Genomic DNA, 24898 nt, shown 5'->3' with positions numbered 1-24898 from the left:
AATACCGGGCTGCAGAGGAGGCAGGCCGAAGGAAAGGTTGCCATCGACTGCATCGGTTGCAGCTTGAGGCATCAACAAGTGGGAGGAATCCATGAGCAAGAATAGAGGCGTCGTTTATCTCCGGCCGGGCAAGGTCGAGGTTCGCGATCTCGACGATCCGAAGCTGGAAGCGCCCGATGGCCGCCGCATCGAACACGGCGTCATTCTGAAGGTAATATCGACCAACATTTGCGGCTCCGACCAGCACATGGTCCGTGGCCGTACGACGGCGATGCCGGGTCTGGTGCTCGGCCACGAGATCACCGGCGAGATCATCGAGAAAGGCGTCGACGTCGAGATGCTCGACATCGGCGATATCGTCTCGGTACCATTCAATGTCGCCTGCGGCCGTTGCCGCTGCTGCAAGTCCCAGGATACCGGTGTCTGCCTGACGGTAAACCCGTCCCGCGCCGGTGGCGCTTACGGCTATGTCGACATGGGCGGCTGGATCGGCGGGCAGGCGCGCTATGTCACCATTCCCTATGCGGATTTCAACCTGCTGAAAATTCCCGATCGGGACAAGGCGATGGCGAAGATCCGCGATCTCACCATGCTCTCCGATATTCTGCCCACCGGCTTCCATGGCGCAGTGCGCGCCGGCGTCGGGGTCGGCTCGACCGTCTACGTCGCTGGCGCAGGCCCTGTCGGCCTTGCGGCTGCAGCCTCAGCCCGCATTCTCGGCGCCGCGGTCGTCATGATCGGTGACTTCAACAAGGATCGCCTGGCGCATGCAGCGAGGGTCGGTTTCGAACCGATCGATCTCTCCAAGAGCGACCGTCTTGGCGACATGATCGCGCAGGTCGTCGGCAGCAATGAAGTGGACAGCGCCATCGACGCAGTCGGCTTCGAGGCGCGCGGCCATTCGGGCGGCGAACAGCCGGCGATCGTGCTCAACCAGATGATGGAGATTACCCGCGCCGCAGGCTCGATCGGTATTCCCGGCCTCTACGTCACCGAGGATCCGGGCGCCGTCGACAATGCCGCCAAACACGGCAATCTTGCGCTCCGCTTCGGCCTCGGTTGGGCCAAGGCGCAGTCTTTCCACACCGGCCAGACGCCGGTGCTCAAATACAATCGGCAACTCATGCAGGCGATCCTCCACGACCGGCTGCCTATTGCGGATATCGTCAATGCCAAGGTTATCCCGCTCGACGATGCCGCCGCCGGATATGAGAGCTTCGACCAGGGCGCGGCGACGAAATATGTCCTCGATCCACATGGAGACGTCGCGAAAGCCGCCTAACACCAAGGACTGAAGACCAAACTTGCAGCGCCGCGCATCTTTTCAGACGCGCGGCGCTGTAACATTTTGAATGTCTCGACCATAAGAATCCGTCGGCGACACTACTCGATGCTGAACGGGAAATATTTTGCGTTGATCATGTCATAGGTCCCGTCCGCCTTGATGCTCTTCAACGCTTCATTCAAGCGCGTAAGACGCTCCTTGTCATCCAGGCGCAGCGCGATGCCGGCACCTTCACCGAAATATGTGACGTCGACCAGATCCGGCCCTTTGAACTCGCAGCAGGTCCCGGCCTTGGTGTTGGCGATCCAGTCGTAGATGGCGAGTTTGTCCTCCAGGATGATATCGACGCTGCCGTCCGACAACGCTTTGTACAATTCAGGCGAAGACCGGAAGACCTTCTTTTTCATCTCCGGATAGAGATGGTTGGCGTAGGATTCCTGCGCCGTTGACGACGTCACCCCGAGAATCTTGCCGTTGAGGGCGGCGGGGCTGATATCGCTGATCGGCGAATCTTTCCGAGCGATGAACACGGACGGGCTGTTGTAGTATTTTTCAGTGAAAGCAACCTTTTGACGCCGCTCGAGGCTCATCGACATGGATGAGATGATCGCGTCGTATTTATCGGCAACGAGATCGGGAATTATGTCGTCCCACTTCTCGATGATGAACTGACATTCGAACTTGCCGACCTCGCAAAGGGCGTTGGCAACATCGATGTCGAAGCCTTGAAGCTTGTTATTTGCATCGACGTAATTGAAGGGCGGAAATGCGCCTTCGACGGCAATTCGCATCGGCATCCGATCTTGCGCGGCCGCCTGGATTGGCGCGGCCGCGGTCAATGACATACCCAAGCCCCCCGCAATCAGTGCTCCGCGCAACATAGTCTGAAGGGATATGCGCAGCATCGTCAGGGCTCCTTGGGGCGTATTCGATCTCGCCAATAGTGCGCCGCAGCTTTTAATTCTACGTGAACGCTTCTTTGTTAGCGTCGGCGAATACGCCCGTATCGTGGTGTCCAGGGGTCCAGGCTTGCAAATCGTTGTTCCTTCCAGCTCCAATACGTTTCAGCAATCCTGGATCGCCTCGGGAAGAATTCTCTTTCTGATCGCCGTCAGCGGCCTTGGAGCGATTGGACTTGTCGTGCTTTCGGCGCTGTGGGCAGGAACCGAGAGTGACGCTGCCGCCCTTGATCGCCAACGTCAGCTTGTGAATGCGCGCCTGCGAGAACAGGTCGATCAGGTCGCGCATGTTATCGGCCAGTTCGGCAACGGCTACCTCACACGTGTTCATCCCGCCGCCCGGTCAACCGGAGGCTCCTCAAGCCTCGAAGAAGTCCTGACGGCGGCGGCCGGGAGCGCAATCAGCCAGACCGCAATGTCCGCCTTCGGCTACGACCAGGCTTTCGTCGTCGACGAGAAGGCTCAGCTGCTCATGCTGGCGGACGCCCAGACGGAAAAGCGTTATCGCTGGATGAAGCCTCTCTTTTTGCCTCTCCTTCAGGATGCCCGCCTTGGGGTGAGACAAGGGACGTTTTCCGAACGAACGCCGTCCTCGATGGAAAGCCGCCTTGCGAGTGCCGCCCGCTCCAACCGTGCCTTGGCCAATCTGATGCGGCTGGAAGGCCGGCCGACGATCGTCGGCGTCGTCGCCATCAACGAGGCCGACCAGGGACAACAGCCGCCGACGCGGCAATTCCTGATCGTCGTTCGGTTTATCGATGGCGCAGCGCTGGACGAATTGAGCCGGCAACAGGGGCTCAACGGGGCGCGCTTCGCGCGCACCGCCGATGCAGACGAAAACGAGGTTGCGTTTCAGATCGACGCCACGGCAAACGGCGAACCGATCGGCTTCATCGTCTGGCGGCCCGATCTTCCAGGTTCGAGGGTGATCGGCCGCTTGATGCCGGCGCTTTCGATCGCCGCCCTGGTGATCGCCATCCTGTTCTCGGTTCTACTGGTGCGGTTGCGAAGCAGTCTCGGCGAATTGAAGAAAAGCGAGCTGCATGCACGGCAGCTTGCTTTGCATGATGTGCTGACCGACCTCCCCAATCGCGCCTTGTTTGCCATCCGGTTCGACGAGTGCCTGGCCGAGACAAAAAATTCGGCCGAGCGCTCGGCAGTTGCGCTTCTCGACCTCGACCGCTTCAAAGCCGTGAACGACACGTTTGGCCATGCGGCCGGCGATGAACTCATCAGGATGGCTGCGGAGCGGATCCGCTCTATACTGCGTCCAGGCGACACGCTCGCCCGGCTCGGAGGGGACGAATTTGCCCTGCTGCTCCGGGACATCAAAGACCATGATCATGTTCTGCCGACAATCTGCGAAGCGATCGTTGCCGAACTTGGCAAGCCCTTCCCGCTTTTGCGGGGGGAGGCGGTCGCCCGCGTCGGCGGCTCGATCGGCATAACCGTCGTGCCGGATGCCGGCCGGAATGCCGACGACATCATGCGCTACGCCGACGTCGCGCTTTACGAGGCGAAGATGGGCGGGAGAGGTCAATGGCGCGTCTATTCGCCCTCCATGGACGGCGGCAGAAATGCGCGCGACATTCTCAAAAACGAATTGCGGGAAGTTCTGGCCAAAAGCATGGCCTCATCCGACGACGGTCTACGCTCAGATCCGGCTGCGATCAGGCCGGACTTCGGATCGCTCGAGGTCTATTACCAAACCGTGCATCGTGCCGAGGGCGGCTACACGGAGTCGGGCGCGGAAGCTCTGGTGCGCTGGCGTCACAGCCAGCGCGGACTGTTGGCGCCTGCCAGCTTCATCCCTGTCGCCGAGGAGGGTGGTCTCATCGACGCGCTCGGTTTCTGGGTGCTGCGCGAAGCCTGCCGAGCCGCCTGCAAATGGCCTGAAGATACGTTCGTTGCCGTCAATGTGTCTCCCGCCCAGTTAAGAAGACCGAATTTTGCCGAGGAAGTCTTCGCCGTGCTTCAGGAGAGCGGGCTGCCGCCATCCCGGCTCGAGCTCGAGCTCACCGAGTCCTCGCTCATCGAGGATAACTCGGACGTCTATTCGGTGCTGAAGTCGCTGCGCAGCCGGGGCATTCAGATTTCGCTCGACGATTTCGGAACCGGCTTTTCATGCCTCAGCCACTTGATGCGCTTCGACATCGACCGCATCAAGATCGATCGATCCTTCGTCTCGCTGCTCGGCACAAAAGCCAACGGGGCAGCGATCATCGGCGCCATCGTCACTCTCAGCCGCAACCTCGGGATCTCGACGACGGCGGAAGGGGTTGAAACCGAATATCAACGCGACTTTCTGGCCGCCCTCGGCTGCACCGACCTCCAAGGCTACTTCTTCTCCAAACCCGTTCCTCTTCGCGAACTCGATTGTTTCCAGCAACCTGAGAGCGCCACTGGATTGCTGGCGGTCGCTCGAGGCGCCGTCGCCTGAAAGGCTTCTGATCTTCCGCCAGTCAGGGGAACTTTCACCGCAGGCAGAGGTTGACGCCCGGAGAACGGAGGATGTGATGGGCGAGGTCGGGGAGTGGCGGCATCTTTGTATCGACATGCAGCGGATGTTTGCTGAAGACACGCCGTGGCACGTTCCCTGGATGGCACGGGTCTCTCCCCAGATCGAAGAGTTGGCCGGACGGCACCCATCCCGAACGATCTTCACCCGTTTCGTGCCACCCAAACATGCCGACGACATGCCGGGGAAATGGCGGGATTATTACCAGAAATGGTGGATGATGACGGGCGAACATCTTCCCCGCGGCTTCATCGATCTGGCCGCATCGCTGGCGTCGCTGATTCCGCCGGCGAGACACTTCGACAAACGCACGTATTCCCCTTGGATCGACGGTCGCCTTCATCCTATCCTTCAGTCGGAACGGGTCGATACCCTGGTCATCACCGGTGGTGAAACGGATGTCTGCGTGCTTGCCACGACGCTCGGCGCGATCGATCTCGCTTATCGGGTCATCGTGCTGAAGGACGCCGTCTGCAGCGGCGCCGACGATACTCATGACGCCTCCCTGGAACTTCTGCACGATCGGTTTTCCGTACAGCTCGAACTCATGGAAACCGAGGAATTTTTGAGAACCGTTGCTTAAACGCACGTCGCGCCAGAGATGAGACTGCTTCGATTAGCTCGATGCTGCCACCGTTGCGTTTGAGCCATGCAGCGTGGCGCAGTCGAAGGCGAGTGCCGGATTCATGCGATTTTCTCTTCGAGTATTTTCACCGGCCGGTCCCATTGGATGAGCACGATACAGCCGGTATCGCTCCAGACCGAATGCTCACTGCCGGGTGCATTGACGATATAACTTCCGGTGATGTAATCGCCCGTCTCGTCGGATTGAACACCATCGAGCACCAGGATGGTCTCAAGCCCCTCGTGGCGATGGCGGGGGACGGAGGCGCCGGGCTCATATTTCAACAGCGCCACGCCCGGCTGATCGCCCTCGAAGGGTCGGATCCAATGAATGGTGACATTCTCGCGGAAAGGGCCGAATTCCAACTGCTTCCAGCCGCCCGATGTCAGCAGTTCGCGGGTCGTTTCAGGCATTGGCAATACTTTCCAGAATGTCGTCGACATGGGCGGTCCAGCCGACGATCGCGCCCTGGGCGCGGATCATGGCGACGGCTGCGGCTTTGAATTCGGGGAAATAGCTTTCCGTCGCCTCCTCGGCGAGCAGGCATTCATAGCCGCGGTCGTTTGCTTCGCGCATCGTCGTCTGCACGCAGACTTCGGTGGTGACGCCGGCAAAGACGAGCTGGCTGATGCCCTTCTGCTGCAACACGGCGCCAAGCTCGGTCGCGTAGAAGGCGCCCTTGCCGGGTTTTTCGATGACGATTTCTCCCTTCACAGGAGCAAGTTCCGGAATAATTGCCGTGCCGGGTTCGCCCGAGATCAGGATGCGGCCCATCGGGCCTTCGTCACCGATCCTGAGCGAAGGATTGCCGCGGTCGCGTTTCGCCGGCGGCAGGTCGGACAGATCAGGCCGATGGCACTCCATCGTATGGATCACAGGCAGGCCGGCATTGCGGAAGCCCTGGATGAGGCGTTTGACATCCGGCACGATGCGGGTGATGCGGCTGACATCGTTGCCAAGGCTTGCGCCGAAGCCGCCGGGCTCGGCAAAATCGCGCTGCATGTCGATGACGATAAGGGCGAGCTCATCATGTTTCACCGGAAAGGCGAAAGGTTCGGCCTTGATCCCCACCATCAGTGATGCCCCGCCATGTGGGCGCCGATCACGCCGATATCGGCCGAACGCGCCGGCGTCTCGTAAACCAGCCTGCCTTCCGAAATGACCATGATGCGATCGGACATTTCGAGCAGTTCGTCGAGGTCTTCGGAGAGCAGCAGCACGGCAGCGCCTGAATTGCGCGCCTTCATGATGCGGGCGCGGATTTCGGCAACGGCCGAGAAATCGAGGCCGAAACATGGGTTGGAGACGATCAGCAGATCGACATCGCCCGTCAGCTCGCGGGCGAGCACGGCACGCTGCACATTGCCGCCTGAAAGCGCTGCGATCGGCGAGGAGGAAGAGGCGGTCCTGACCTTGAAGTCGGAGATCAGCGCCGACGCACGCTTCTTCATGCTGCCTCTGTTCAGCCAGATCGCGTCCTTTCCGTCCAGCTTCAAATCGAAGGTACGGAACGCAAGGTTCTCGCTCACCGTCATCTTCGGCGCGCAGGCATTCTGCAACGGCTCTTCGGGGATGAATCGCACCTTGTTCTTGCGGGTCTCGTCGCGGGTGGCGCCGTAAGCCTCGCCATTGACCATGACTTGGCCGGTATTCGTCGGGCGCTGGCCGGCGAGAATTTCCGTCAGCTCCTTCTGGCCGTTGCCCGATATGCCGGCGATGCCGACGATCTCGCCGGAGCGCACCGTAAGCTCGTCGATTTCGATCGTTTTCAGACCGGAACGATCCGGCGCTTTTACCCGGCTTAGCGACAGCACCGGCCTTGCCGCTTCCGCCACCGGGAGGCGGCTGTCGAGTTCGGCGAGCTTGACGTCGCCGATCATCATCGCCGCCATATCTGATGTGGAGAGCTCACCGACCTTGCCGGTGCCCACCAGTTTACCGCGCCGCAGGATCGAGACGGAATCGGCGAACTTCGTCACTTCGTGGAATTTGTGAGAAATCATCAGCACGGTGAGTTCGCCGCGCTCGGTCATCCCGCGCACGATGCCGAGCATCTCGTCTGCCTCCGCCGGCGTCAGCACCGAGGTCGGCTCGTCGAGGACCAGGAAGGAGCGGCCGAGATAGAGCTGCTTGACGATTTCGAGCTTCTGTTTTTCGCCGGCTGCAAGCTGGCTCACTGGCCTGTCTAGCGGGATCTTGAACGGCATGCGCTCCATGAAGGCCGCCAGATCCTTACGTTCCCCGGCCCAGTTGATCACCGCCGGTACTTCGGCACGGCTGATGACCAGGTTTTCCGCGCCGGTCAGAGAGGGAACCAGTGTGAAATGCTGGTAGACCATGCCGAGCCCGTAGGTCGCGGCATCCTTGGGTGAGCCGATCGCGACCTCGCGGCCGTCGACCGACAGCGAGCCCGACGTGGCGTGATAGAAGCCCATGATGCATTTGACAAGCGTCGACTTGCCGGCGCCGTTTTCGCCGAGAAGCGCGTGAAAAGAGCCGGCCGGAACGGCGATCGAGACGTTGTCGAGCGCGGTAAAGCTGCCGAAGCGCATGGTCATGCCGAGCGTATCGATACCGATCGCCTTGCCGGCCTTGGGAAGGGGCGTGTCGCGAACCGTGCTCATGGCAGCTGGCTCACAAAGGTTTCGGAATTGGAGACCGAGCCAAAGACGCCGCCTTGCATCTTCACCATCTTGATGGCGGCGAGGTGGTTTCCATAGTCGGTCGCCCCACAGCAGTCCTCCAGCAGCAGGCATTCGTAGCCGCGATCGTTCGCCTCGCGCATCGTCGTCGAGACGCAGACATCGGTGGTGATTCCGGTGAGAATGATGTTCTCGATGCGCTTCTGGGTGAGGATGAGCTCAAGATCGGTGGCGCAGAACGAACCCTTGCCGGGCTTGTCGATGATCGTCTCACCTTCGATCGGGTAGAGATCGGGGATGATGTCCCAGCCGGGTTCACCGCGCGTCAGGATGCGGCCGCAGGGACCGGGATCCCCTATGCCGGCGCCGATCCGCTGCGAGCGCCAGCGTTTGTTGGCCGGCAGGTCGGCGAGGTCGGGGCGATGGCCCTCGCGCGTATGGATGATGTGGTAGCCCTTGGCCCGCATGGCGGCAAGCACGCGTTTGATGGGTTCGATCGGCGCCTGCACCAGCGACAGGTCGTAACCCATATGGTCGACATAGCCGCCTTTGCCACAGAAATCCGTCTGCATGTCGATGATGATGAGGGCGGTGTTATCAGGCCTGAGAGCGCCATTATAGGGCCACGGATACGGATCGGCGCCGATAAAATGCCCTTTGGTTTCGACCATCGCGTCCATCATTCTCTCTCCTATTCCGCGGCAGATTTGTTGAGACCGCCAAGTCCGTTCATCACAGGGCTCGGTTATTTCGTCAGCGACAGCGCACCCGGCGCACCGGCGAGCGAGCGGGTAGGCGAGGAGGTGGCAATCAGGATGATCAGGGTGAGCACGTAAGGGGCAGCGTAGAAGAGGTAGTAGCCTTGTGTGACGCCGACCGATTGCAGCGCCGGGCCGAGCGCGCCGGTACCGCCGAACAGTAGGGCGGCGAGGAAGCAGCCAATCGGGTTCCAGCGCGCGAAGATCACGAGGGCCACGGCCATCAGGCCCTGACCCGACGAGATGCCTTCGTTCCACGAGCCCGGATAATAGAGCGAAAGGTAGGCACCGCCGATCGCCGCCAGCGAGCCGCCCGCGGCCGTCGCCAGCAGGCGAACCCGGTCCGGGTCGATGCCCATGGCCCGGGCTGCATCGGTGCTGTCGCCGACGACGCGCAGGATCAGGCCAATGCGGGTATTCTTGAAGGCCCAGAACAGGAAGAGAGCAAGTGCTGCGCCGATGAAGAACAGCACGTTGATATTGAGCGCCGCCTGTAGCTGCGGCATGCTCGACCAGCCTCCGAGCGCGATCGAGGGCAGTTTCGGCGCCACCGGCTGGATGAAGGATTTGCCGAGGAAGAACGCCATGCCGAGACCGAACTGCATCATGGCGATGCCGATGGCGATGTCATTGACTTTGGGGAATTTGCAGATCCAGCCGTGGAGGACGCCGAAGATCGCGCCCGCCATCATGGCGGCCAGCACGCCGAGGGTCGGCGAGCCAGTCATGACGGCCACCGCATAAGCCGTCATGGCGCCGAAGACCAGCGTGCCTTCCAGGCCGAGATTGATGCGGCCGGAGCGTTCGGTGATCGTCTCGCCGAGGCTGACGAAGATGAACGGGGTGGAAACGCGGATGGCGCCTGCAAAGATCGCCAGCGGCACGCCCCAGATGCCGATGCCTGTCTCTTCCATCAGAGGCTCCTTTTCCAGAGGTCGGGATTGAAGATCTTGAAGCGGCCGTAGAAGGTTTCGCAGAAGAGAATGACGATGAAGAGCGTTCCCTGCAGCACCAGAACGGTCGCATCCGGCAGACCCATGCGCCGCTGGATGAGGCCGCCCGAGGCGTCGATGCCGCCGAGCAGGATCGCGACTGGGATGATCGCCAGCGGATTGTGCCTGGCGAGGAAGGCGACGAGGATACCGGTATAACCATAGCCTGCGGCAAGCGAAGCATTGGCACTTCCCTGCACCGCCGCCACTTCGATCATGCCCGCCAGACCGGCAAAGCTGCCGGCAAGGGCGGTAAATCCGGCGATCAGCTTGCCGACCGGTAGCCCCTGGATCTGGGCGGCGCGCACGTTGCCGCCGGCGATGCGGGCGGCAAAACCGTAGCTCGTCGCCTCGATCACGATCCAGGAGACGATGCAGGCGAGGATGCCGATGACGAGACCCCAATGCACGTCCATGCCGGGAATATTGCCGAGCATGTATTCCGCCGGCAGCGGCCTGGTCGATGGCTTGTTGAGGCTTGCCGGATCGCGCAACAGCCCTTCGACGAACTGGTTCATCAGGGCAATGGCGATATAGGAGAGCAGCAGCGACGAGATGGTTTCGTTGACGCCGCGGTAGTGGCGCAGGAACCCGGCAAGGCCGATCCAGATGCCGCCGACCACCATGGCAGCGATCGCCATCAGAATGAGGGTGAGGAAGACAGGCGCGGTGCCGGCGAGCGGCAGAGCCATGGCTGCGGCAGCTACGCCGCCCAGCACGACCGCTCCTTCCCCACCGATGATGACGAGGCCGAGACGGGCGGGCAGGGCGACGCAGAGTGCCGTCAGGAGAAGGGGTGCGGCACGACTTAGGCTGTTTTGCACCGAAAACCAGCTGCCGAAGCCGCCGGTGTACATCAGTTGGAAGAGGGTAGCCGGCGACTTGCCGACCGCCAGAATGAAGAGGGAGAAGAGCGCAAGACCGATCAGGATGGCCGTAAGCCCGATAACAACAGGCTCGGCTCGCCGCGCGGTCCATTCGAGAACGGGGCGCAGCGAAGCCGGTTTTCCCGCGATCGATAGTGCAGGATCGTTGGCCTCGATGGTCATGGCGCTTCTCCCTTCGCGGTTTACGCCGTGGACCCGACGACGCCCTCGACCAGATAATTCATGCTTTCGAGCTCGATCGCGTCTTCGGCGTAGCTCTTGTCGGCAGCCACGACGGTGTCGCCCTTGTTGTCCTTCAACGGCCCCTTGAAGACCGAGAAGCCGCCCTTCATCATCTCCGCCTGCGTGGCTTCGAAGGCCTTGCGGCCTTCCGCGGACACACCGGGGCCGAGCGCGCTCATCTTGATGAAGCCGTCCTTCAGGCCGCCGCGCACGAAGTTGCCGAGCTTTTCGCCGGCCTGCGCCTTTTGGACGAAGTCGCTGTAGACGTTGCCCCAGGCCCATTCGGCGCCCGTAAGGTATTTTTCGGGAGCGAGCGGGCTCTGGTTGGCGTGATAGCCGCAGACGAAGGCGCCGCGGCCGGCGGCCGTCTCGACGACCACTTTCGGGCTGTCGACGTGGCAGGTGATGACGTCGGCGCCTTGGTCGACCAAGGCGTTGGTGGCTTCGGCCTCCTTGACGGCGAGCGACCACTCGCCGGTGAAGATCACCTGGCAGGTGATAGTAGGATCGACCGTACGGGCGCCGAGCAGGAAGGCGTTTATATTCTGCAGAACCTGCGGGATCGGCTTGGCGGCGACGAAGCCGATCTTCTTGCTTTTCGTCGCATGGCCGGCGGCGATGCCGTTCAGATACTGGCCCTGGAATATATAGCCGAAATAGGAGCCCGTATTGGCAGGGTGCTTGCCTTCCTGCCAGAGGCCGCCGCAATGGCGGAACTGAACGTCGGGATGTTTAGCGGCGATGGCCAGCATGTGTGGGTCGAAATAGCCGAAGGAGGTCGGAAAGAGCAGGGTCGCACCGTCGAGATTGATCATCGACTCCATGGTCTTCTGGACATCGACGGTCTCCGGCACATTCTCTTCTTCGACCAGCGTCACGCCCGGCAGAGCCTTGACCGCGGCTGCGCCTTCCGCATGCGCCTGGTTGTAGCCGTAATCGTCCTTGGGGCCGACATAGATGAAGCCGATGGTAAGCGCGGTTTGGGCCGCTGCAGAGGAGATCAGGCCCGGCATGGCGCTGGCGAGCGCCCCGGCAGCGGAGGCCTGCAGGAAATTGCGGCGGTTCATGGAAAGGAGTTTGGTCATTGGAATGCTCCTTGCGGCGCTGGGCCGGTTTGCGAAACAGGACAGTAAAGTGCATGCAATGCACGTGCCAGAAACCAATCTGTTGTTTTTTATATATTATTCTTGGGATGGTAAGCTGTGGCGTTTAAAGTGCATGCAGATTGATCGCAGTAGCGCATAAAAAATAACCATGAACTGTTTTTTGCACAATTTGGCCGCGGGGTCAGCGTGTCGCCAACTCTTATGAACTGCACGTTGAATCGGAAAGTGAAAATCTAACAATATCTTCGCGGCGTAGTTTGACTTATGGGGTGCTGACCGGCATCTGTATGCAAAGTGTTGACGTGAGCAGATTCGTATCGTGAAGCAGACCAGACGCAGAGAAGTCATCCGCACCGGAACCACCGTTGAACAGATGGTGAGGGCGATTTCCGACATGATCGTCACAGGCGAAATCCTGCCGGGCGGAAAGCTGGACGAGGTGTCGCTTGCGGTTCGGTTCGACGTTTCGCGCACGCCGGTCAGAGAAGCTCTGCGTGAACTCAGCGCCATGGGATTGGTTGGGCGCGAACCAAATCGCAGTGCCGTCGTTACCAATGTCACCGAGGCCTATCTGCATTCGATGTTCGAGGCGATGGCCGAACTCGAAGCGATCTGCGCCAGGCTCTCGGCCGAGCGGATGACGGTCGATGAGCGGCGGGCGCTGGAACTGGATCATCGGGGATCGGTGAAGCTCGTGCATGCCGGCGCCGAAGAGGAATATTCCGCTCACAACACCGAATTTCACACCCGGCTTTATCGCGGCGCGCATAATGATCATGTCTTTGAAATGGTGACTCAGACGCGAGCGCGGCTCGCGGCTTTTCGCCGAGCGCAGTTCCGTCTGCCTGGGCGTCTGGCGAAATCCTATGAGGAGCACGGCCGGATCGTGACCGCAATCATGCGCGCGGACGCCGCAGCCGCGGGGCAGGCGGCATATTCCCACGTGGAAATTGTCAGCGATGCCAGCGCGGTATTTGCAACGGCCGAGGTGTAGGCAGGCTGCGACCGGTCATTCCCGGTTCTTACTCCGCGGCCTCGATGAAGCGGTGGCGTTCGTAAAGGAATTTCAGCACGGCTTCCCGGCATTTGAGATATGTCCGGTCGGAGGCGAGTTCGATGCGATTGCGGGGACGAGGCATGGTCACATCGAGCACTTCGCCGATGCGGGCCGCCGGGCCGTTGGTCATCATCACGATGCGATCCGATAGCAGCACCGCCTCGTCGACGTCATGGGTGATCATCACCATCGTGTTGCCGAGCCGAGCGTGGATTTCCATCACTGCGTCCTGAAGATGGGCGCGGGTCAGCGCATCCAGCGCGCCGAAAGGCTCGTCGAGCAGCAGGATCTTCGGCTCCATCGAAAGCGCGCGGGCAATGCCGACGCGCTGTTTCATGCCGCCGGAAATTTCCGAAGGCCGCTTATCCCTCGCATGCGCCATCTGCACAAGATCGAGGTTGGCCATGACCCAGTCATGCCGCTCGGCCTTGGTCTTTGTTCGGTTGAAGAGTTTGGAGACGGCGAGATTGACGTTTTCGTAAACCGTCAGCCAAGGCAGCAGCGAGTGGTTCTGGAAAACGACGGCGCGTTCGGGACCGGGTCCGTTGACCTCGCGGTTTTCGAGGAGCACGGCACCGGCGGAAACCGGGGTCAGGCCGGCGATCAGGTTGAGCAAGGTGGACTTACCGCAGCCCGAATGGCCGATGATCGAGATGAATTCACCCGCGGAGATCGCCAGGTTGATGTCTTTCAAAACCTCGGCGCGCACGCCGCCGCGATCGAAATGTTTGTCGATATGATCGAGCTTCAGATAGGCATTCATCGGGACGTTCCTTAGTTGGCGGTGGCGCCGCGCGTGATGAGTTTGCCGAGCGCAGCCACAAGCTTATCGAGTGCGAAGCCGACGATGCCGATATAGGCGAGCGCGACGATGATGTCCGGCAGGCGCGACGAGTTCCACGCGTCCCAGATGAAGAAACCGATGCCGACGCCGCCGGTCAGCATTTCGGCCGCGACGATGGCGAGCCAGGAAAGGCCGACGCCGATCCTCAGGCCGGTGAAGATGTAGGGGGCCGCCGAAGGCAGCATGATTTTCCAGAAAAACTCGAATTGATTGAGCCGCAGCACCTCGGCAACGTTGCGGTAGTCCTCCGGGATATTGCGCACGCCGACGGCGGTGTTGATAATCACCGGCCAGATCGAAGTGATGAAGATGACGAAGATCGCGGAAGGGTTGGAATCCTGGAAGGCTGCGAGCGAGAGCGGCAACCAGGCGAGCGGCGGTACCGTTCGCAGCACCTGGAAGATCGGATCGAGACCGCGCATTGCCCAGATCGATTGGCCGATGATCGCCCCGACGATAACGCCGGTGACGGAGGCCAAGCCAAAACCATAGAGCACGCGTTGCAGCGAAACGAGCACGCGCCAGCCAAGCCCGATATCCTGGGAACCGTTGTTGAAGAACGGATAGGCGATCAGGTCGTAGCTCTCCTGCCAGACCCGATGCGGCGAGGGCAAGGACGCATCCGGCGATGAACAGAGCGCCTGCCAGAAGAGCAGGATGAGTGCCAGCACCACGGCTGGCGGAACGACGTTGCGAAGCGCGGCGGTTACCGCATGACGAAAATCGATCCGTGATCTTTGCTTGCCGGATAATCGCAGAATTTTTGCCGCCGGCTTGGCAGAGACTGAAGTGGAGGGATTTGCTTTATTTGCCAGGGCCGACATCGACGCGCTCCTCACATGAATGAAAGGCCGGCGCGCTCGTGGCGCGCCGGCGGCGGGGGTCAGGAGACAACCTTGATCGAAAGGCTATCGAGATAAGCGGAAGGATTTTCAGGGTCGAAGACCTTGCCATCGAAGAAGGTCTCCTTGCCACGGGAAGACGAGGCGGGAATATCGGCCGCCGCAACACCGAGATCCTTGGCGGCCTCGCGCCAGATATCTTCGCGGTTCACCTGGTTGACCAGCGCCTTGATGTCGGTACTCGCCGGCAGATTTCCCCAGCGAATGTTTTCCGTCATGAACCAGGTATCGTGGCTCTTGAATGGATAGGAGGCGCCGTCCTTCCAGAACTTCATGTAGAGGTCGGTGGCCTTGACCTCGCGGCCGTTGCCATAATTGATGTCGCCCTTAAGGCGGCCGAGCACGTCCTTCGTCGGAACGTTGAACCATTGGCGCTTGCCGAGAATGTCCGCCATCTCCGCCTTGTTATCCATGCTTTCACACCACTGCTGGGCCTCCATGACAGCCATCAGCAGGGCTTTAGCCGCATTGGGATTCTTTTCGATCCAGTCGGCGCGCAGCCCCAGCGCCTTTTCGGGATGCCCCTTCCAGAGCTCGCCGGTGGTCGCCGCGGTGAAGCCGATGCCTTGGTTGACGAGCTGCTCGTTCCACGGTTCGCCCACACAGAAGACGTCCATGTTGCCGACCTTCATATTGGCCACCATCTGCGGCGGGGGCACGACGACGGTCGAAACGTCCTTGTTTGGATCGATGCCGCCGGCGGCGAGCCAATAGCGGATCCAGAGATCGTGGGTACCGCCCGGGAAGGTCATGGCGGCCTTGACCTCCTTACCATCAGCCTTCTTTTTCTCGAACGCCGTCTTCAACTTGGAGGCATCGAGCTGCACGCCGGTTTCGGCATATTCCTTGGCGACGGAAATGCCCTGGCTGTCGAGGTTGAGGCGGGCGAGGATCGCCATCGGCACCGGCTTATTGTTCTGCGTCACCTTGCCTGTATGCATGAGATAGGGCAGCGGCGAGAGGATATGGGCACCGTCGATACCGTTTGCTGCGCCGCCCAGCACGAGATTGTCGCGGGTCGCGCCCCAGGATGCCTGTTTAGCCACATCCGTTTCCGGAAGGCCATGCTTGTCGAAAAAGCCCTTCTCTTTAGCGATGATCAGCGGCGCGGAATCCGTGAGAGCGATAAAGCCGAGCTTGACGCCCTTCACTTCAGGGCCTGCCCCGGCTGCAAAAGCGCCGGACGGAAAAGCAGTCTTGACGGCGCCGATAAGGGCAGCCGTTGCGGTCGTCTTGAGCATGCTGCGGCGGGTTATGCCGGTTGTCGAAATCCCAGTCGTCGAAGTCTTTGTCATGCGCAGGTTCCCTCTGCTGGCCGAATTCGGACACAAAAAAACGCCGCCGGAATTTACGTCCAGGGATGGGAGTACCCTGGAGTGCAAAGACCTTGCGACGTCGGTGTCTAATGTAGGCGCTTATGCCGCGCCTATCCGCACCGATCGCCGTTGACCGGTGCGTCTCAGAACGTGCAAGCAGCGTGCCAATTTCAAGAAGAGTTGGTAACGGCATGAAGCAAAAGGAGAAATGCGAAGAATTGATAAATGCCTATTTATTGGGCCTTATTATTTTCCGCTTCCGTTTTGTGCGATTACTGCCGTGGCCGCAGCCACGGGAGCGCTCTATTTGTGCAGTGCACGCAATATGGAAGTCGCGATGACGAAGACGGGGGAATGGATTCTGCCGCCCTATTCGTCGGTATTGCCATTGGGAAAGCTCAAGAGGGGAAGGTCAAAGCGAGGTGATTGCTCGCCATCACCTCATTTCATTGCAGCAAAGATACGAGGCCGTAGAACGCTGCGGAAATTGCCGCAGCCGCCGGCATCGTTACGATCCAGGCTATCACGATGTTGCCGGCCAATCCCCAGCGCACGGCTGAAACACGACGAGCCGCGCCCACTCCAACGATTGCTCCGGTGATGGTATGCGTCGTCGAAACGGGAATACCGAGCCACGTCGCTCCGAAGAGTGTCAACGCTCCGCCCGTCTCTGCGCAGAAACCTTGCATGGGGTTGAGCCGAGTGATCTTCGACCCCATGGTATGAACGATCCGCCATCCGCCAAAGAGCGTACCGAGAGCCATTGCCGACTGGCAGGAAATGACCACCCAGAAAGGCACGTAGAATGTCGGGCCAAGATATCCTTGGCTGAACAAGAGTACCGCAATGATGCCCATCGTCTTCTGCGCATCGTTCCCGCCGTGGCCAAGCGAGTAGAGCGAAGCGGACACAAACTGCATGACGCGAAATGTCCGATCCACCGCAAACGGCGTTTGCCGGACGAATAGCCAGGATACGGCGAGCACGAGCACGAGGGCGAGCAGGAAGCCGATGGCCGGCGAAAGGAAAATGGCACCGACGGTCTTTAAGAGGCCGTTCCAGACGATCGAGCTGAAACCTACCTTTGCCAGGCCGGCCCCCACCAGCCCGCCGACAAGCGCATGCGACGAACTGGACGGGATCCCGAAAATCCAGGTAAAAATATTCCAAATGATAGCGCCCATCAGTGCGGCGAAGATCACTTGAGGCGAAACGATCGCAGGATCGATGATGCCGGTTCCGAGTGTTTCGGCCACATGCAGACCAAAGAACAGGAATGCGATGAAATTGAAGAACGCCGCCCAGGCGACCGCATATTGTGGCCGCAGGACGCGGGTCGAGACGATCGTGGCGATCGAATTGGCCGCATCATGTAGACCGTTGAGAAAGTCGAAGAACAGGGCGACAACGACCAGGCCGACGAGCAGCGGCAAAGTGAGGGAGGCATCCATCAGACGTTCTCGATGAGAATGCCGCTGATCTCGTTGGCGACATCCTCGAAGCGGTCGACGACTTTCTCCAGCTCTCCGTAGATTTCGCTTCCGATCATATAGGCCATCGCATTGCCGCTGGCGCCATAACGCACAAACAGATCCTTCAAGCCCTGGTCGTGGAGCTCATCGGAACGTCCCTCCACTCGGGTGACCTCCTCCGCGATGGCTGCGAGACGCTGCGCATTGGCTCCCAATTTGTCGAGGAGGGGTATCGCTTCGGCGACAAGGTTTGCCGCCTTGACGATTTCACTGCCCATCTGCTGCATGAGCGGATCGAAGTAGGATTGCTCGAACAAGCGGATCGTCTTGACAGTTTTGTGCATCATGTCGATCGCATCATCCATCGACTGAATAAGGTCTTTAATGTCCCCCCGGTCGAAGGGCGTGATGAAGCTTCGCCGAACGGCAAGAAGAACCTCACGCGTGACGTCGTCGGCCTCGTTTTCCAATGTGACGATACGTTCACAGTTTTTCTCAACGTCATTGCCCTTCAGGAGTTGATCGAGGGCGTGCGCCGCGGCAACGACGGTCTTCGAATGCTTGGAAAACATTTCAAAGAATCTGTCTTCCCGTGGCATCAGCTTGCGAAAAATGCTCATCATGCCTGCGAACCTTCCTCGTGCGGCCGACTGTCATAAATGTGTCATAAACACGCTCAGGCAATTGAAGCAACAAGCAAATCGGCTACTCCATCGCTATGACGCCTAGCAAAAAAGGCAGGAAGCCTCGACTGGACAAAACCCAGCCACTACTGCGGCAGCTCGCTGCTGTTCCTGAAACGTTGTTCGCCGGCGCATTCCGCCAACAATATGGCGCTATTTGCTTCCGCCATGGCAATGCCGGATCAGAGGTCGAAATTCTGGTGATCACATCGCGCGAGAGCGCACGCTGGGTCATCCCGAAAGGGTGGCCGATGAAAGGGAAAAAGCCCTTCGAAGCAGCAGCAATCGAAGCATGGGAGGAGGCAGGCGTGCGCGGGCTGGTGAAGAAGAAGCCGGTCGGACGCTATACCTACCTCAAAGAATTCGACAATGGCGATGTGGCCCCCTGTATCGTCGACATGTTTCAGATTGAAGTCACGGAAATCAGCGGCGATTTCAAGGAGCGGGGTCAGCGTATTCTCGAATGGGTCAGCCCGGATGAAGCGGCACGACGCGTTCGCGAGATCGAACTCAAGTCGCTGCTCGTCCAATTTGAAGTGCACGGTCGCAAGAAACGCGATCGCGGATGACGGCTGACACCCTTCCGCATGATGCTCTATCGCTCGAATGGTTCGCCCAATGAAGCGACGCCGTTCAATTTCAGCAGGCGGCGATCGGCGGAGATGATGCCGAGCACGATGATCGTGACGAGATAGGGCAGGCTCGACAGCAGCTGCGAGGGAACGTCCAGCCCGGTTGCCTGGGCTGCAAGACCCATCAGCGAGACTGCGCCGAACAGGCAGGCGCCGAGAAAGATGCGACCGGTGAGCCAGGTCCCGAAGACGACCAGAGCGATGGCGATCCAGCCGCGTCCGGCGATCATTCCGTCGGCCCAGAGTGGTGTGTAGACCACCGACGCATAGGCACCGGCGAAGCCGGCCATCGCGCCGCCGAAGGCGATGGCGAGGATACGGACCGATATCACCGAATAGCCGATAGCGTGGGCCGCCTTCGGGTTCTCACCGACGGCCCGGACGATGAGACCAAGCTTGGTGTAGGCAAGTATGGCCCAGAGAGCGAGGGTCGCAACGAGCGAAATCCACACGACGATGTCCTGGACGAAAAGACCGCCGACGACCGGCAGTTCCGACAGCCCCGGAAGAGCGAGCTTTGAAAGACCTTTGACCGTCAGGCTTTCATAGGTCTTGCCGAAAAGCGCCGAGAGGCCCTGGCCAAGAATGCCGATGGCAAGGCCGGCGGCCACCTGGTTTGCCCGGAACCCGAGCGTGACGAAGGCAAAAAACAGGGAAAGGGCAGCGCTGCCGAGCCCTGCAGCGATGAAGCCCAGGAGATGCCCGCCGCCCTGGTAGACGACGATGAAGGCGAGCACGGCGCCAAAGGCCATCAATCCCTCGACCCCGAGGTTGAGGACACCGGCGCGCTCGGCCACCAATTCGCCGAGTGCCGCCAGAAGAAACGGTGTCGCAGCCGCAAGCATGCCGGCAAGAATGAACTCGATGGCGTTCATGGCAGGCTCCGCTGGGCGGTGCGGCGCCATTCAAGACGGTAGCGCACGAAGGTGACGGCGATCAGGTAGGCGAGCAGCAGACTGCCCTGGAAGACACGGACGGCGGCGATCGGCAGGCCGGCCGAGACCATGGCATTGTCGCCGCCGATATAGATGACAGCCATGACCAGCGCCGAGACCACGATGCCGATTGGATGCAGGCCGCCGAGATAGGCGACGATGATAGCCGCATAACCATAGCCGCTCGCGACCGAACGCTGCAGCTGGCCGAGCGGACCGGCGACTTCGGCAGCACCTGCAGACCAGCGGCAAAACCGCCGATCAGCAGCGAAAGCCAGATCGCCCAACCTTCCCTGAAGCCGGCGTAGCCGGCAGCCCTCGGCGCCAGGCCGCCGACCTGCAGCTTGTAGCCGATGAAGCTCTTCTGCATGAAGACCCAGGCGGCAACCGACAAAACGAGGGTGATGAGGAAAGAGACGTTGACGCGAGTCCCGGCAATCAGGGTCGGCACCATCGCATCATACTGAAACATCACCGACTGCGGGAAGTTGAAGCCGTTCGGATCCTTCCACGGGCCGAGCAGCAGATAGTTCAACAATTGCGCGGCAACGAGGCTCAGCATCAGCGAAACGAGGATCTCGTTGGCGTTGAGACGTACCCGCCAGAAGGCGGTGAGAGACGCCCAAATCGCGCCGCCGATGGCGCCGAGCAGAAGCATCGCCGGCCAGATCCACTGGCCCGTCGCCTGGGGAAACCAGACCGGAATGGCGGAGGCGAAGATAGCCCCGAGAATAAACTGGCCTTCGGCGCCGATATTGAAAACCTTGGCGCGAAAGCCGATTGCGAGCCCCTGGGCGATGAGGAGGAGGGGCCCAGCCTTTAACAGCACTTCCGAAAATGAAGCCCAGGAGAGGAAGGGCTCTAAAAGCATCGCATAGACGACAGCGACAGGGTCGCGGCCCATCAATACATAGAGGCAAAGATTGAGTGCGATCGCACCCCCCAGCGCGATCACGGGTGCGCAGAGGGCCGCGGCCAGCGAGGCGCGCTCTCGGCGGACAAGGGTGGGAACGGAAGCAGGGAACCAAGCGCTCATTATTGGACTTTCTCGGGCGCGGTATGTGCCCCGATCATGTATCGGCCGATTTCCTCGGGCTTCGTGTCCCGCGTTGCGAGCGGCGGGCTGAGCCGGCCGTGATGCAGCACCTGAATGGAATCGCAGAGTTCGAACAGTTCTTCCAGCTCCTCGGAAATGACGAGGATCGCCATGCCCTGATTGCGCAATGCGACCAAGCGGCTGCGGATGGCAGATGCAGCGCCGACATCGACGCCCCAGGTCGGCTGCGCCACGAAAAGCAATTTCGGAGACAGCATGATTTCGCGGCCGACAATGAACTTCTGCAGGTTGCCGCCGGACAGGGTGCCGGCTTCCGCATCCGGGCCGGATGTGCGGACATCATACTGACGGATACAATCCTTGGTGAATGTCATCGCCCGCGCCCTTTCGATGAGACCACGCCGTAAAAGCTTGAGCGGATGGGCCGTCAGCAGGCTGTTGAGGATGAGCGACATTTCGGGCACGGCGCCGCGTCCGAGCCGGTCTTCCGGAACGAAGGCAAATCCGAGCTGCCGCCGCGCGGCGGCATCGAGCCTGCCGACATCCGTTCCCATCATGTAGATCCGGTCGCGTTGTTCGCGCCCCAGCATGGTCTCGCCTGAAATTAGCGCGGCAAGCTCGCTTTGGCCGTTGCCCGAAATACCGGCGATCCCGAGGATTTCGCCGGCACGCACTTCGAGACTGAGGCTGGAGAGCGGCACCGCAAAGGGATCGTCCGGCTGGTGGTCCAGACCGATGATCTCCAGCCGCTTTTCCCCGCCAGACAGCGGCAGCGCCGAGATGGGTGCGGGCATATCGCGGCCGATCATCATCCGGGCAAGGTCATGGGCATCATGCTCGCGCGGATCGACATCTCCGGTCACGCGTCCGCCGCGCAGGATCGTCGCGCGGTCACAGATCGCCCGGATTTCTTCGAGCTTGTGGGAAATCAGCAGGATGGAAACGCCGCCGTCGCGCAGCCGACGCAGGGTGTCGAAAAGCTTCTCCACCAATTGCGGCGGCAGGACGGAGGTGGGCTCGTCAAGGATCAACAGCTTCGGATTGGTCATCAGGCTTCGGAGGATCTCCACCCGTTGCCGCTCGCCGACGGACAGAGCATGCACATGGGCAAGCGGATCGACTTCGAGGCCGAACTCCCGTCCAAGCGTCCGGATACGTTCCTTGAGATCAGCTTTGCGACCCGGCACCACCAGCCGAATATTCTCGATGACCGTCAAGGTCTCGAACAACGAAAAGTGCTGGAAGACCATGCCGATGCCCTTGCGCCGCGCCTCCGCCGGGGAGGCGAGGCGCAAGGGAGTGCCTTCCCAGACGACGTCTCCGTCATCCGGCTGCTCGACGCCGTAGATCAGCTTCATCAGCGTCGATTTTCCCGCGCCGTTTTCTCCGAGGATCGCATGGATCGATTGCGGAGCCACGTCCAGATCGATTGCCTGATTGGCGTGGATCTGGCCGTAGCTTTTCGAAATGCCGCGCAGCGACAGGAGCGGGGTCGTCATGAATTATTTCGGCAGCGGCGTCGAGACGCCCTTGACGTGCCAATTCATCGCGATGATCTCGGGGTCGGCCATGGTCGCGCCCGAGGCGACACCTTCGCTGCCGTCAGCCTTGGCGATCGGCCCGGTGAAGGGCGAGAAGCTTCCGTCGGCGATCTTTGCCTCGACCTCTTTGATCTTGGTCATCACGTCGGCCGGAATATCAGAGTGCCAGTCGACCACTTCGACGACCTTGTCGGCGACGCCCAGGAACGCATTGGCCCCCTTGAACGTGCCGGCGAGATGGGCATCGACCGAAGCCTTGAAGAACGGGGACCAGTCCGTCGAGACGCAGCCGAGATAGGTTTTCGGCGCATACTTCTTCATCGAGGAGTTGAGGTTGAAGGCATAGACGCCGGCGTCTTCGCAGGCCGAGATGACGGATGGCGTGTCTTGGGCATTGGAGAAGATCACGTCGCACTTCTGCGCGATCAGCGCCTTGGCTGCCTCCTGCTCCTTGGCCGGGTCGAACCAGGAATTGACCCAGACGACCGAAACTTCGATATCCGGCTTTACCGCCTGGGCACCGAGCGTAAAGGCGTTAATCGAGGTAATGAGCTCGGGAATGGCAAAGGCCGAGACGGAGCCGAGCTTGCCGGTCTTGGAAAGCGCTGCCGCGGCCATGCCCAGCAGATAGGTGCCCTGGAAATATTTGGCGGCAAACGGCGAGAAATTCGGGGCAAGCTGGAAGCCGGAGGCATGCAGGACCGTCACGCTCGGATCACGGCGGGCGATTTGCAGCGCGCCGTTCTGATAGCCGAAAGAGCCGGCAATCAGGAACTTGTTTCCGTCGGCGACGGTCTTGGTCATGATGCGGTCGGCGTCCGGGCCTTCGGCGATATTCTCAAGCACGGTGACCTTCACCTTGTCGCCGTAGGCGGCCTTGATCGGCTCGAGACCGGCGGCAAGGGCGTGCCCCCAGCCGACGTCGCCGATCGGCGAGGGGACGACAAGCGTGATGCCGAGCGGTTGGTCGGCGGCGAAGGCAAGGCGGCTGCCGAGCGCGCCGGCAAGGCCGGTGGCGGCAGCGGCCGTCATCAGGTTTCTGCGGGTCAGTTTGGTCATGTTCACGGGTTCCCTTTTTTGGTTTTTAGAATTTCACGGCTGCGAGTGCAGCCTCGGCGTCGGCAGAGAGCCTGGCCTCGTCGAGACCGGGGAATTCCCCCTTCTGCCAGACGATGCGGCCATTGATCATCGTCATATCGGTCGCCATGCCGATGCCGACGCGGGCAATCAGGCTCAGCGGGTCGTGCCGCGTGCCGACATAATCCATTCGACGGGTGTCGATCGCAAACAGGTCGGCAGCCATGCCGGGCGCCAGCCGACCGATGTCGCGTCGGCCGAGCAGGCTCGCCCCGCCTGTCGTACCGTAGCCGAGGAAGTCGACGGGCGGCGGCACAGGATGGGCGCGACTGGAGGATACCAGGCACTGCAGCATATAGGCCGAGTGCAGGCAGTGCATCAGGTTGGAATTGTCGTTGGAGGCAGCGCCGTCACAGCCGAGGCCAATGCGCAGGCCGAAGGCGGCCATGGCGGGAATGTCGGTAACCTCGGCGCCGACCAGATAGACCGGTTCCGGGCAGTGCGCCACGCCGGTGCCGCTCGCCGCCATCGTCCTCAGTTCGTCGTGGGTCAACTCCCAGCAATGGGCATAAAAGGCGTCCGGCCCGGCAAAGCCGAGCTCTTCCAGGTAATCGACCGTGCGCATGCCATGGCGAGCCTGAATGACCGGGCTTTCGCCCTCGCCGACATGGGTGTGCATCATGACGCCGCGATCACGCGCCAGTGCCACCGATTCCGCAAAGGTCTCACGATAGCAATTCACCGGCTGGCAGGGCGCCACCACGACTTGGCGCATGCTGAACGGTTTGGCATCGTGGTAAGTGTCGATCAGCCTGGCGCAGTCGGCGATGAATTCGTCGGTCGTTTCCAGCATCTCGTCGGGGATGGTCGAGCCCTCCGACTTCGGCAGGGTATTGCCGCCGCGGCCGGCATGGAAGCGCATGCCGAACAGTTCGGCTGCTTCGAACTGGCGGTCGATCAGCCGTTTTCCGGCGTGGCGGGGGAAATTGTATTGATGGTCGAAAGCCGTCGTGCAGCCATGTTTGATCATCTCGGCCAATGCCGTGACGGAGGAGTGGTAAAAACACTCCTCGTTGAGCTGCGAAAAGATCGGGTAGATGCGATCCAGCCACTCGATCACCGAAAGCTTCGTCCAGTCGAGATCTGCGCGATTGCGCACGAAGCATTGGAAAAAATGATGGTGAGTGTTGACGAGGCCAGGATAGACGAACCAGCCGGCAGCATCCTGAACGGTCGCGTCGGCGGGAATCGCGTTCGCCGCCAGATTTTCGCCGATCGCCACAATCGCCGAACCGTCGGTCAGAAGATCGACATTACGACGGACGACCGGCCCCTTGCCCTCGTCGACGATCACGGCCGCGCAGTTCTTCAGGAGATAGCCGGTCATC

General features: G+C 60.8%; 22 protein-coding genes and 1 pseudogene. 5 read left to right on the top strand and 18 right to left on the bottom strand.

Features of this window, described 5'->3' with window-relative positions; all coding sequences use genetic code 11:
• Window positions 1-91: 91 nt before the first annotated feature.
• Complete coding sequence (fdhA, locus tag GR197_RS20610; protein WP_164012869.1) at window positions 92-1282, top strand: formaldehyde dehydrogenase, glutathione-independent; 1191 nt, start codon at window positions 92-94, stop codon at window positions 1280-1282.
• Between the two features lie 101 nt (window positions 1283-1383).
• Here the strand turns inward: fdhA and GR197_RS20605 are convergent, their stop codons facing one another.
• A complete protein-coding gene (locus tag GR197_RS20605; RefSeq protein ID WP_164013063.1) occupies window positions 1384-2190 on the bottom strand; it encodes a transporter substrate-binding domain-containing protein in 807 nt (268 codons plus the stop codon).
• Window positions 2191-2314: 124 nt separating this feature from the next.
• On the opposite strand from GR197_RS20605, the gene GR197_RS20600 reads away from it, so the two are divergent.
• A complete protein-coding gene (locus GR197_RS20600; protein ID WP_164012867.1) occupies window positions 2315-4684 on the top strand; it encodes a putative bifunctional diguanylate cyclase/phosphodiesterase in 2370 nt (789 codons plus the stop codon).
• Between the two features lie 76 nt (window positions 4685-4760).
• Window positions 4761-5345 (top strand): cysteine hydrolase family protein, encoded by a 585-nt coding sequence (locus GR197_RS20595; protein ID WP_164013061.1) that lies wholly within the window; start codon window positions 4761-4763, stop codon window positions 5343-5345.
• A gap of 101 nt (window positions 5346-5446) precedes the next feature.
• Here GR197_RS20595 and GR197_RS20590 read toward each other — a convergent pair whose 3' ends face one another.
• The 7 genes from GR197_RS20590 to GR197_RS20560 all read right to left on the bottom strand — a co-directional run bounded on the left by GR197_RS20590 (window position 5447) and on the right by GR197_RS20560 (window position 11973).
• Window positions 5447-5800, bottom strand: a complete 354-nt coding sequence (locus GR197_RS20590) for a cupin domain-containing protein (protein ID WP_164012865.1) — start codon at window positions 5798-5800, stop codon at window positions 5447-5449.
• On the bottom strand, window positions 5793-6461 hold the full coding sequence (locus GR197_RS20585; protein WP_164012863.1) for a cysteine hydrolase family protein: 669 nt from the start codon (window positions 6459-6461) through the stop codon (window positions 5793-5795). The genes GR197_RS20590 and GR197_RS20585 overlap by 8 nt, the downstream gene beginning before the upstream one ends.
• On the bottom strand, window positions 6461-8011 hold the full coding sequence (locus GR197_RS20580) for an ABC transporter ATP-binding protein (RefSeq protein ID WP_164012861.1): 1551 nt from the start codon (window positions 8009-8011) through the stop codon (window positions 6461-6463). The genes GR197_RS20585 and GR197_RS20580 overlap by 1 nt, the downstream gene beginning before the upstream one ends.
• Window positions 8008-8709: a biuret amidohydrolase gene (biuH, locus tag GR197_RS20575; RefSeq protein WP_164013059.1), complete on the bottom strand. Its 702-nt coding sequence runs from the start codon at window positions 8707-8709 to the stop codon at window positions 8008-8010. Before biuH ends, GR197_RS20580 begins: the two co-directional genes overlap by 4 nt.
• 65 nt (window positions 8710-8774) lie before the next feature.
• Entirely contained in the window at window positions 8775-9701 is a 927-nt protein-coding gene (locus GR197_RS20570; RefSeq protein WP_164012859.1) for an ABC transporter permease, read from the bottom strand.
• Window positions 9701-10828, bottom strand: coding sequence for an ABC transporter permease (locus tag GR197_RS20565; RefSeq protein WP_164012857.1), 1128 nt, complete (start codon window positions 10826-10828; stop codon window positions 9701-9703). Before GR197_RS20565 ends, GR197_RS20570 begins: the two co-directional genes overlap by 1 nt.
• A gap of 20 nt (window positions 10829-10848) precedes the next feature.
• On the bottom strand, window positions 10849-11973 hold the full coding sequence (locus GR197_RS20560) for a BMP family ABC transporter substrate-binding protein (protein WP_164012855.1): 1125 nt from the start codon (window positions 11971-11973) through the stop codon (window positions 10849-10851).
• Between the two features lie 340 nt (window positions 11974-12313).
• On the opposite strand from GR197_RS20560, the gene GR197_RS20555 reads away from it, so the two are divergent.
• Complete coding sequence (locus tag GR197_RS20555) at window positions 12314-12988, top strand: FCD domain-containing protein (RefSeq protein ID WP_164012853.1); 675 nt, start codon at window positions 12314-12316, stop codon at window positions 12986-12988.
• Between the two features lie 28 nt (window positions 12989-13016).
• Here the strand turns inward: GR197_RS20555 and GR197_RS20550 are convergent, their stop codons facing one another.
• The 5 genes from GR197_RS20550 to GR197_RS20530 form a co-directional block, all read right to left on the bottom strand.
• Entirely contained in the window at window positions 13017-13814 is a 798-nt protein-coding gene (locus tag GR197_RS20550; protein ID WP_164012851.1) for an ABC transporter ATP-binding protein, read from the bottom strand.
• 11 nt (window positions 13815-13825) lie between these two features.
• Window positions 13826-14719, bottom strand: coding sequence for a nitrate ABC transporter permease (gene ntrB / locus GR197_RS20545; protein ID WP_164012849.1), 894 nt, complete (start codon window positions 14717-14719; stop codon window positions 13826-13828).
• A gap of 59 nt (window positions 14720-14778) precedes the next feature.
• Window positions 14779-16092, bottom strand: a complete 1314-nt coding sequence (locus GR197_RS20540; protein WP_164012847.1) for a CmpA/NrtA family ABC transporter substrate-binding protein — start codon at window positions 16090-16092, stop codon at window positions 14779-14781.
• A 467-nt stretch (window positions 16093-16559) separates the two neighbouring features.
• Window positions 16560-17564, bottom strand: a complete 1005-nt coding sequence (locus GR197_RS20535; protein ID WP_164012845.1) for an inorganic phosphate transporter — start codon at window positions 17562-17564, stop codon at window positions 16560-16562.
• The gene (locus GR197_RS20530) at window positions 17564-18208 is read right to left on the bottom strand and encodes a DUF47 domain-containing protein (protein ID WP_164012843.1); all 645 of its coding nucleotides are present in this window, start codon (window positions 18206-18208) and stop codon (window positions 17564-17566) included. Before GR197_RS20530 ends, GR197_RS20535 begins: the two co-directional genes overlap by 1 nt.
• Before the next feature lie 95 nt (window positions 18209-18303).
• Here GR197_RS20530 and GR197_RS20525 point away from each other — a divergent pair, with 95 nt between their 5' ends.
• Window positions 18304-18837, top strand: a complete 534-nt coding sequence (locus GR197_RS20525; protein WP_164012841.1) for an NUDIX hydrolase — start codon at window positions 18304-18306, stop codon at window positions 18835-18837.
• Window positions 18838-18863: 26 nt separating this feature from the next.
• Here GR197_RS20525 and GR197_RS20520 read toward each other — a convergent pair whose 3' ends face one another.
• The 5 genes and pseudogenes from GR197_RS20520 to GR197_RS20500 form a co-directional block, all read right to left on the bottom strand.
• Entirely contained in the window at window positions 18864-19775 is a 912-nt protein-coding gene (locus GR197_RS20520; protein WP_164012840.1) for an ABC transporter permease, read from the bottom strand.
• Window positions 19772-20871: pseudogene (locus tag GR197_RS20515) on the bottom strand (ABC transporter permease). The gene GR197_RS20520 and the pseudogene GR197_RS20515 overlap by 4 nt, the downstream one beginning before the upstream one ends.
• Entirely contained in the window at window positions 20871-22391 is a 1521-nt protein-coding gene (locus GR197_RS20510; protein WP_164012838.1) for an ABC transporter ATP-binding protein, read from the bottom strand. The pseudogene GR197_RS20515 and the gene GR197_RS20510 overlap by 1 nt, the downstream one beginning before the upstream one ends.
• Window positions 22392-22394: 3 nt before the next feature.
• Window positions 22395-23492 carry a BMP family ABC transporter substrate-binding protein gene (locus GR197_RS20505; protein ID WP_164012836.1) on the bottom strand — a complete coding sequence of 366 codons (1098 nt, stop codon included), beginning with the start codon at window positions 23490-23492 and terminating at the stop codon, window positions 22395-22397.
• A 25-nt stretch (window positions 23493-23517) separates the two neighbouring features.
• On the bottom strand, window positions 23518-24897 hold the full coding sequence (locus GR197_RS20500) for an amidohydrolase (RefSeq protein WP_164012834.1): 1380 nt from the start codon (window positions 24895-24897) through the stop codon (window positions 23518-23520).
• Between the last annotated feature and the right edge of the window lies 1 nt (window position 24898).

The sequence above is a fragment of the Rhizobium phaseoli genome (assembly GCF_010668805.1).
In the GTDB taxonomy this organism is placed as follows: domain Bacteria; phylum Pseudomonadota; class Alphaproteobacteria; order Rhizobiales; family Rhizobiaceae; genus Rhizobium; species Rhizobium phaseoli_A.
This window is presented reverse-complemented; position numbering and strand designations above follow the sequence as displayed.

Coding starts and splice junctions, on each gene's coding strand:
- GR197_RS20535 (WP_164012845.1), bottom strand. CDS start 17,564: ATGGATGCCTCCCTCACTTTGCCGCTGCTCGTCGGCCTGGTCGTTGTC.
- GR197_RS20595 (WP_164013061.1), top strand. CDS start 4,761: ATGGGCGAGGTCGGGGAGTGGCGGCATCTTTGTATCGACATGCAGCGG.
- GR197_RS20510 (WP_164012838.1), bottom strand. CDS start 22,391: ATGACGACCCCGCTCCTGTCGCTGCGCGGCATTTCGAAAAGCTACGGC.
- GR197_RS20520 (WP_164012840.1), bottom strand. CDS start 19,775: ATGAACGCCATCGAGTTCATTCTTGCCGGCATGCTTGCGGCTGCGACA.
- GR197_RS20500 (WP_164012834.1), bottom strand. CDS start 24,897: ATGACCGGCTATCTCCTGAAGAACTGCGCGGCCGTGATCGTCGACGAG.
- ntrB (WP_164012849.1), bottom strand. CDS start 14,719: ATGTCGGCCCTGGCAAATAAAGCAAATCCCTCCACTTCAGTCTCTGCC.
- GR197_RS20550 (WP_164012851.1), bottom strand. CDS start 13,814: ATGAATGCCTATCTGAAGCTCGATCATATCGACAAACATTTCGATCGC.
- GR197_RS20540 (WP_164012847.1), bottom strand. CDS start 16,092: ATGACAAAGACTTCGACGACTGGGATTTCGACAACCGGCATAACCCGC.
- GR197_RS20530 (WP_164012843.1), bottom strand. CDS start 18,208: ATGATGAGCATTTTTCGCAAGCTGATGCCACGGGAAGACAGATTCTTT.
- GR197_RS20525 (WP_164012841.1), top strand. CDS start 18,304: ATGACGCCTAGCAAAAAAGGCAGGAAGCCTCGACTGGACAAAACCCAG.
- GR197_RS20565 (WP_164012857.1), bottom strand. CDS start 10,828: ATGACCATCGAGGCCAACGATCCTGCACTATCGATCGCGGGAAAACCG.
- GR197_RS20580 (WP_164012861.1), bottom strand. CDS start 8,011: ATGAGCACGGTTCGCGACACGCCCCTTCCCAAGGCCGGCAAGGCGATC.
- GR197_RS20605 (WP_164013063.1), bottom strand. CDS start 2,190: ATGCTGCGCATATCCCTTCAGACTATGTTGCGCGGAGCACTGATTGCG.
- GR197_RS20560 (WP_164012855.1), bottom strand. CDS start 11,973: ATGACCAAACTCCTTTCCATGAACCGCCGCAATTTCCTGCAGGCCTCC.
- biuH (WP_164013059.1), bottom strand. CDS start 8,709: ATGGACGCGATGGTCGAAACCAAAGGGCATTTTATCGGCGCCGATCCG.
- fdhA (WP_164012869.1), top strand. CDS start 92: ATGAGCAAGAATAGAGGCGTCGTTTATCTCCGGCCGGGCAAGGTCGAG.
- GR197_RS20590 (WP_164012865.1), bottom strand. CDS start 5,800: ATGCCTGAAACGACCCGCGAACTGCTGACATCGGGCGGCTGGAAGCAG.
- GR197_RS20585 (WP_164012863.1), bottom strand. CDS start 6,461: ATGGTGGGGATCAAGGCCGAACCTTTCGCCTTTCCGGTGAAACATGAT.
- GR197_RS20505 (WP_164012836.1), bottom strand. CDS start 23,492: ATGACCAAACTGACCCGCAGAAACCTGATGACGGCCGCTGCCGCCACC.
- GR197_RS20570 (WP_164012859.1), bottom strand. CDS start 9,701: ATGGAAGAGACAGGCATCGGCATCTGGGGCGTGCCGCTGGCGATCTTT.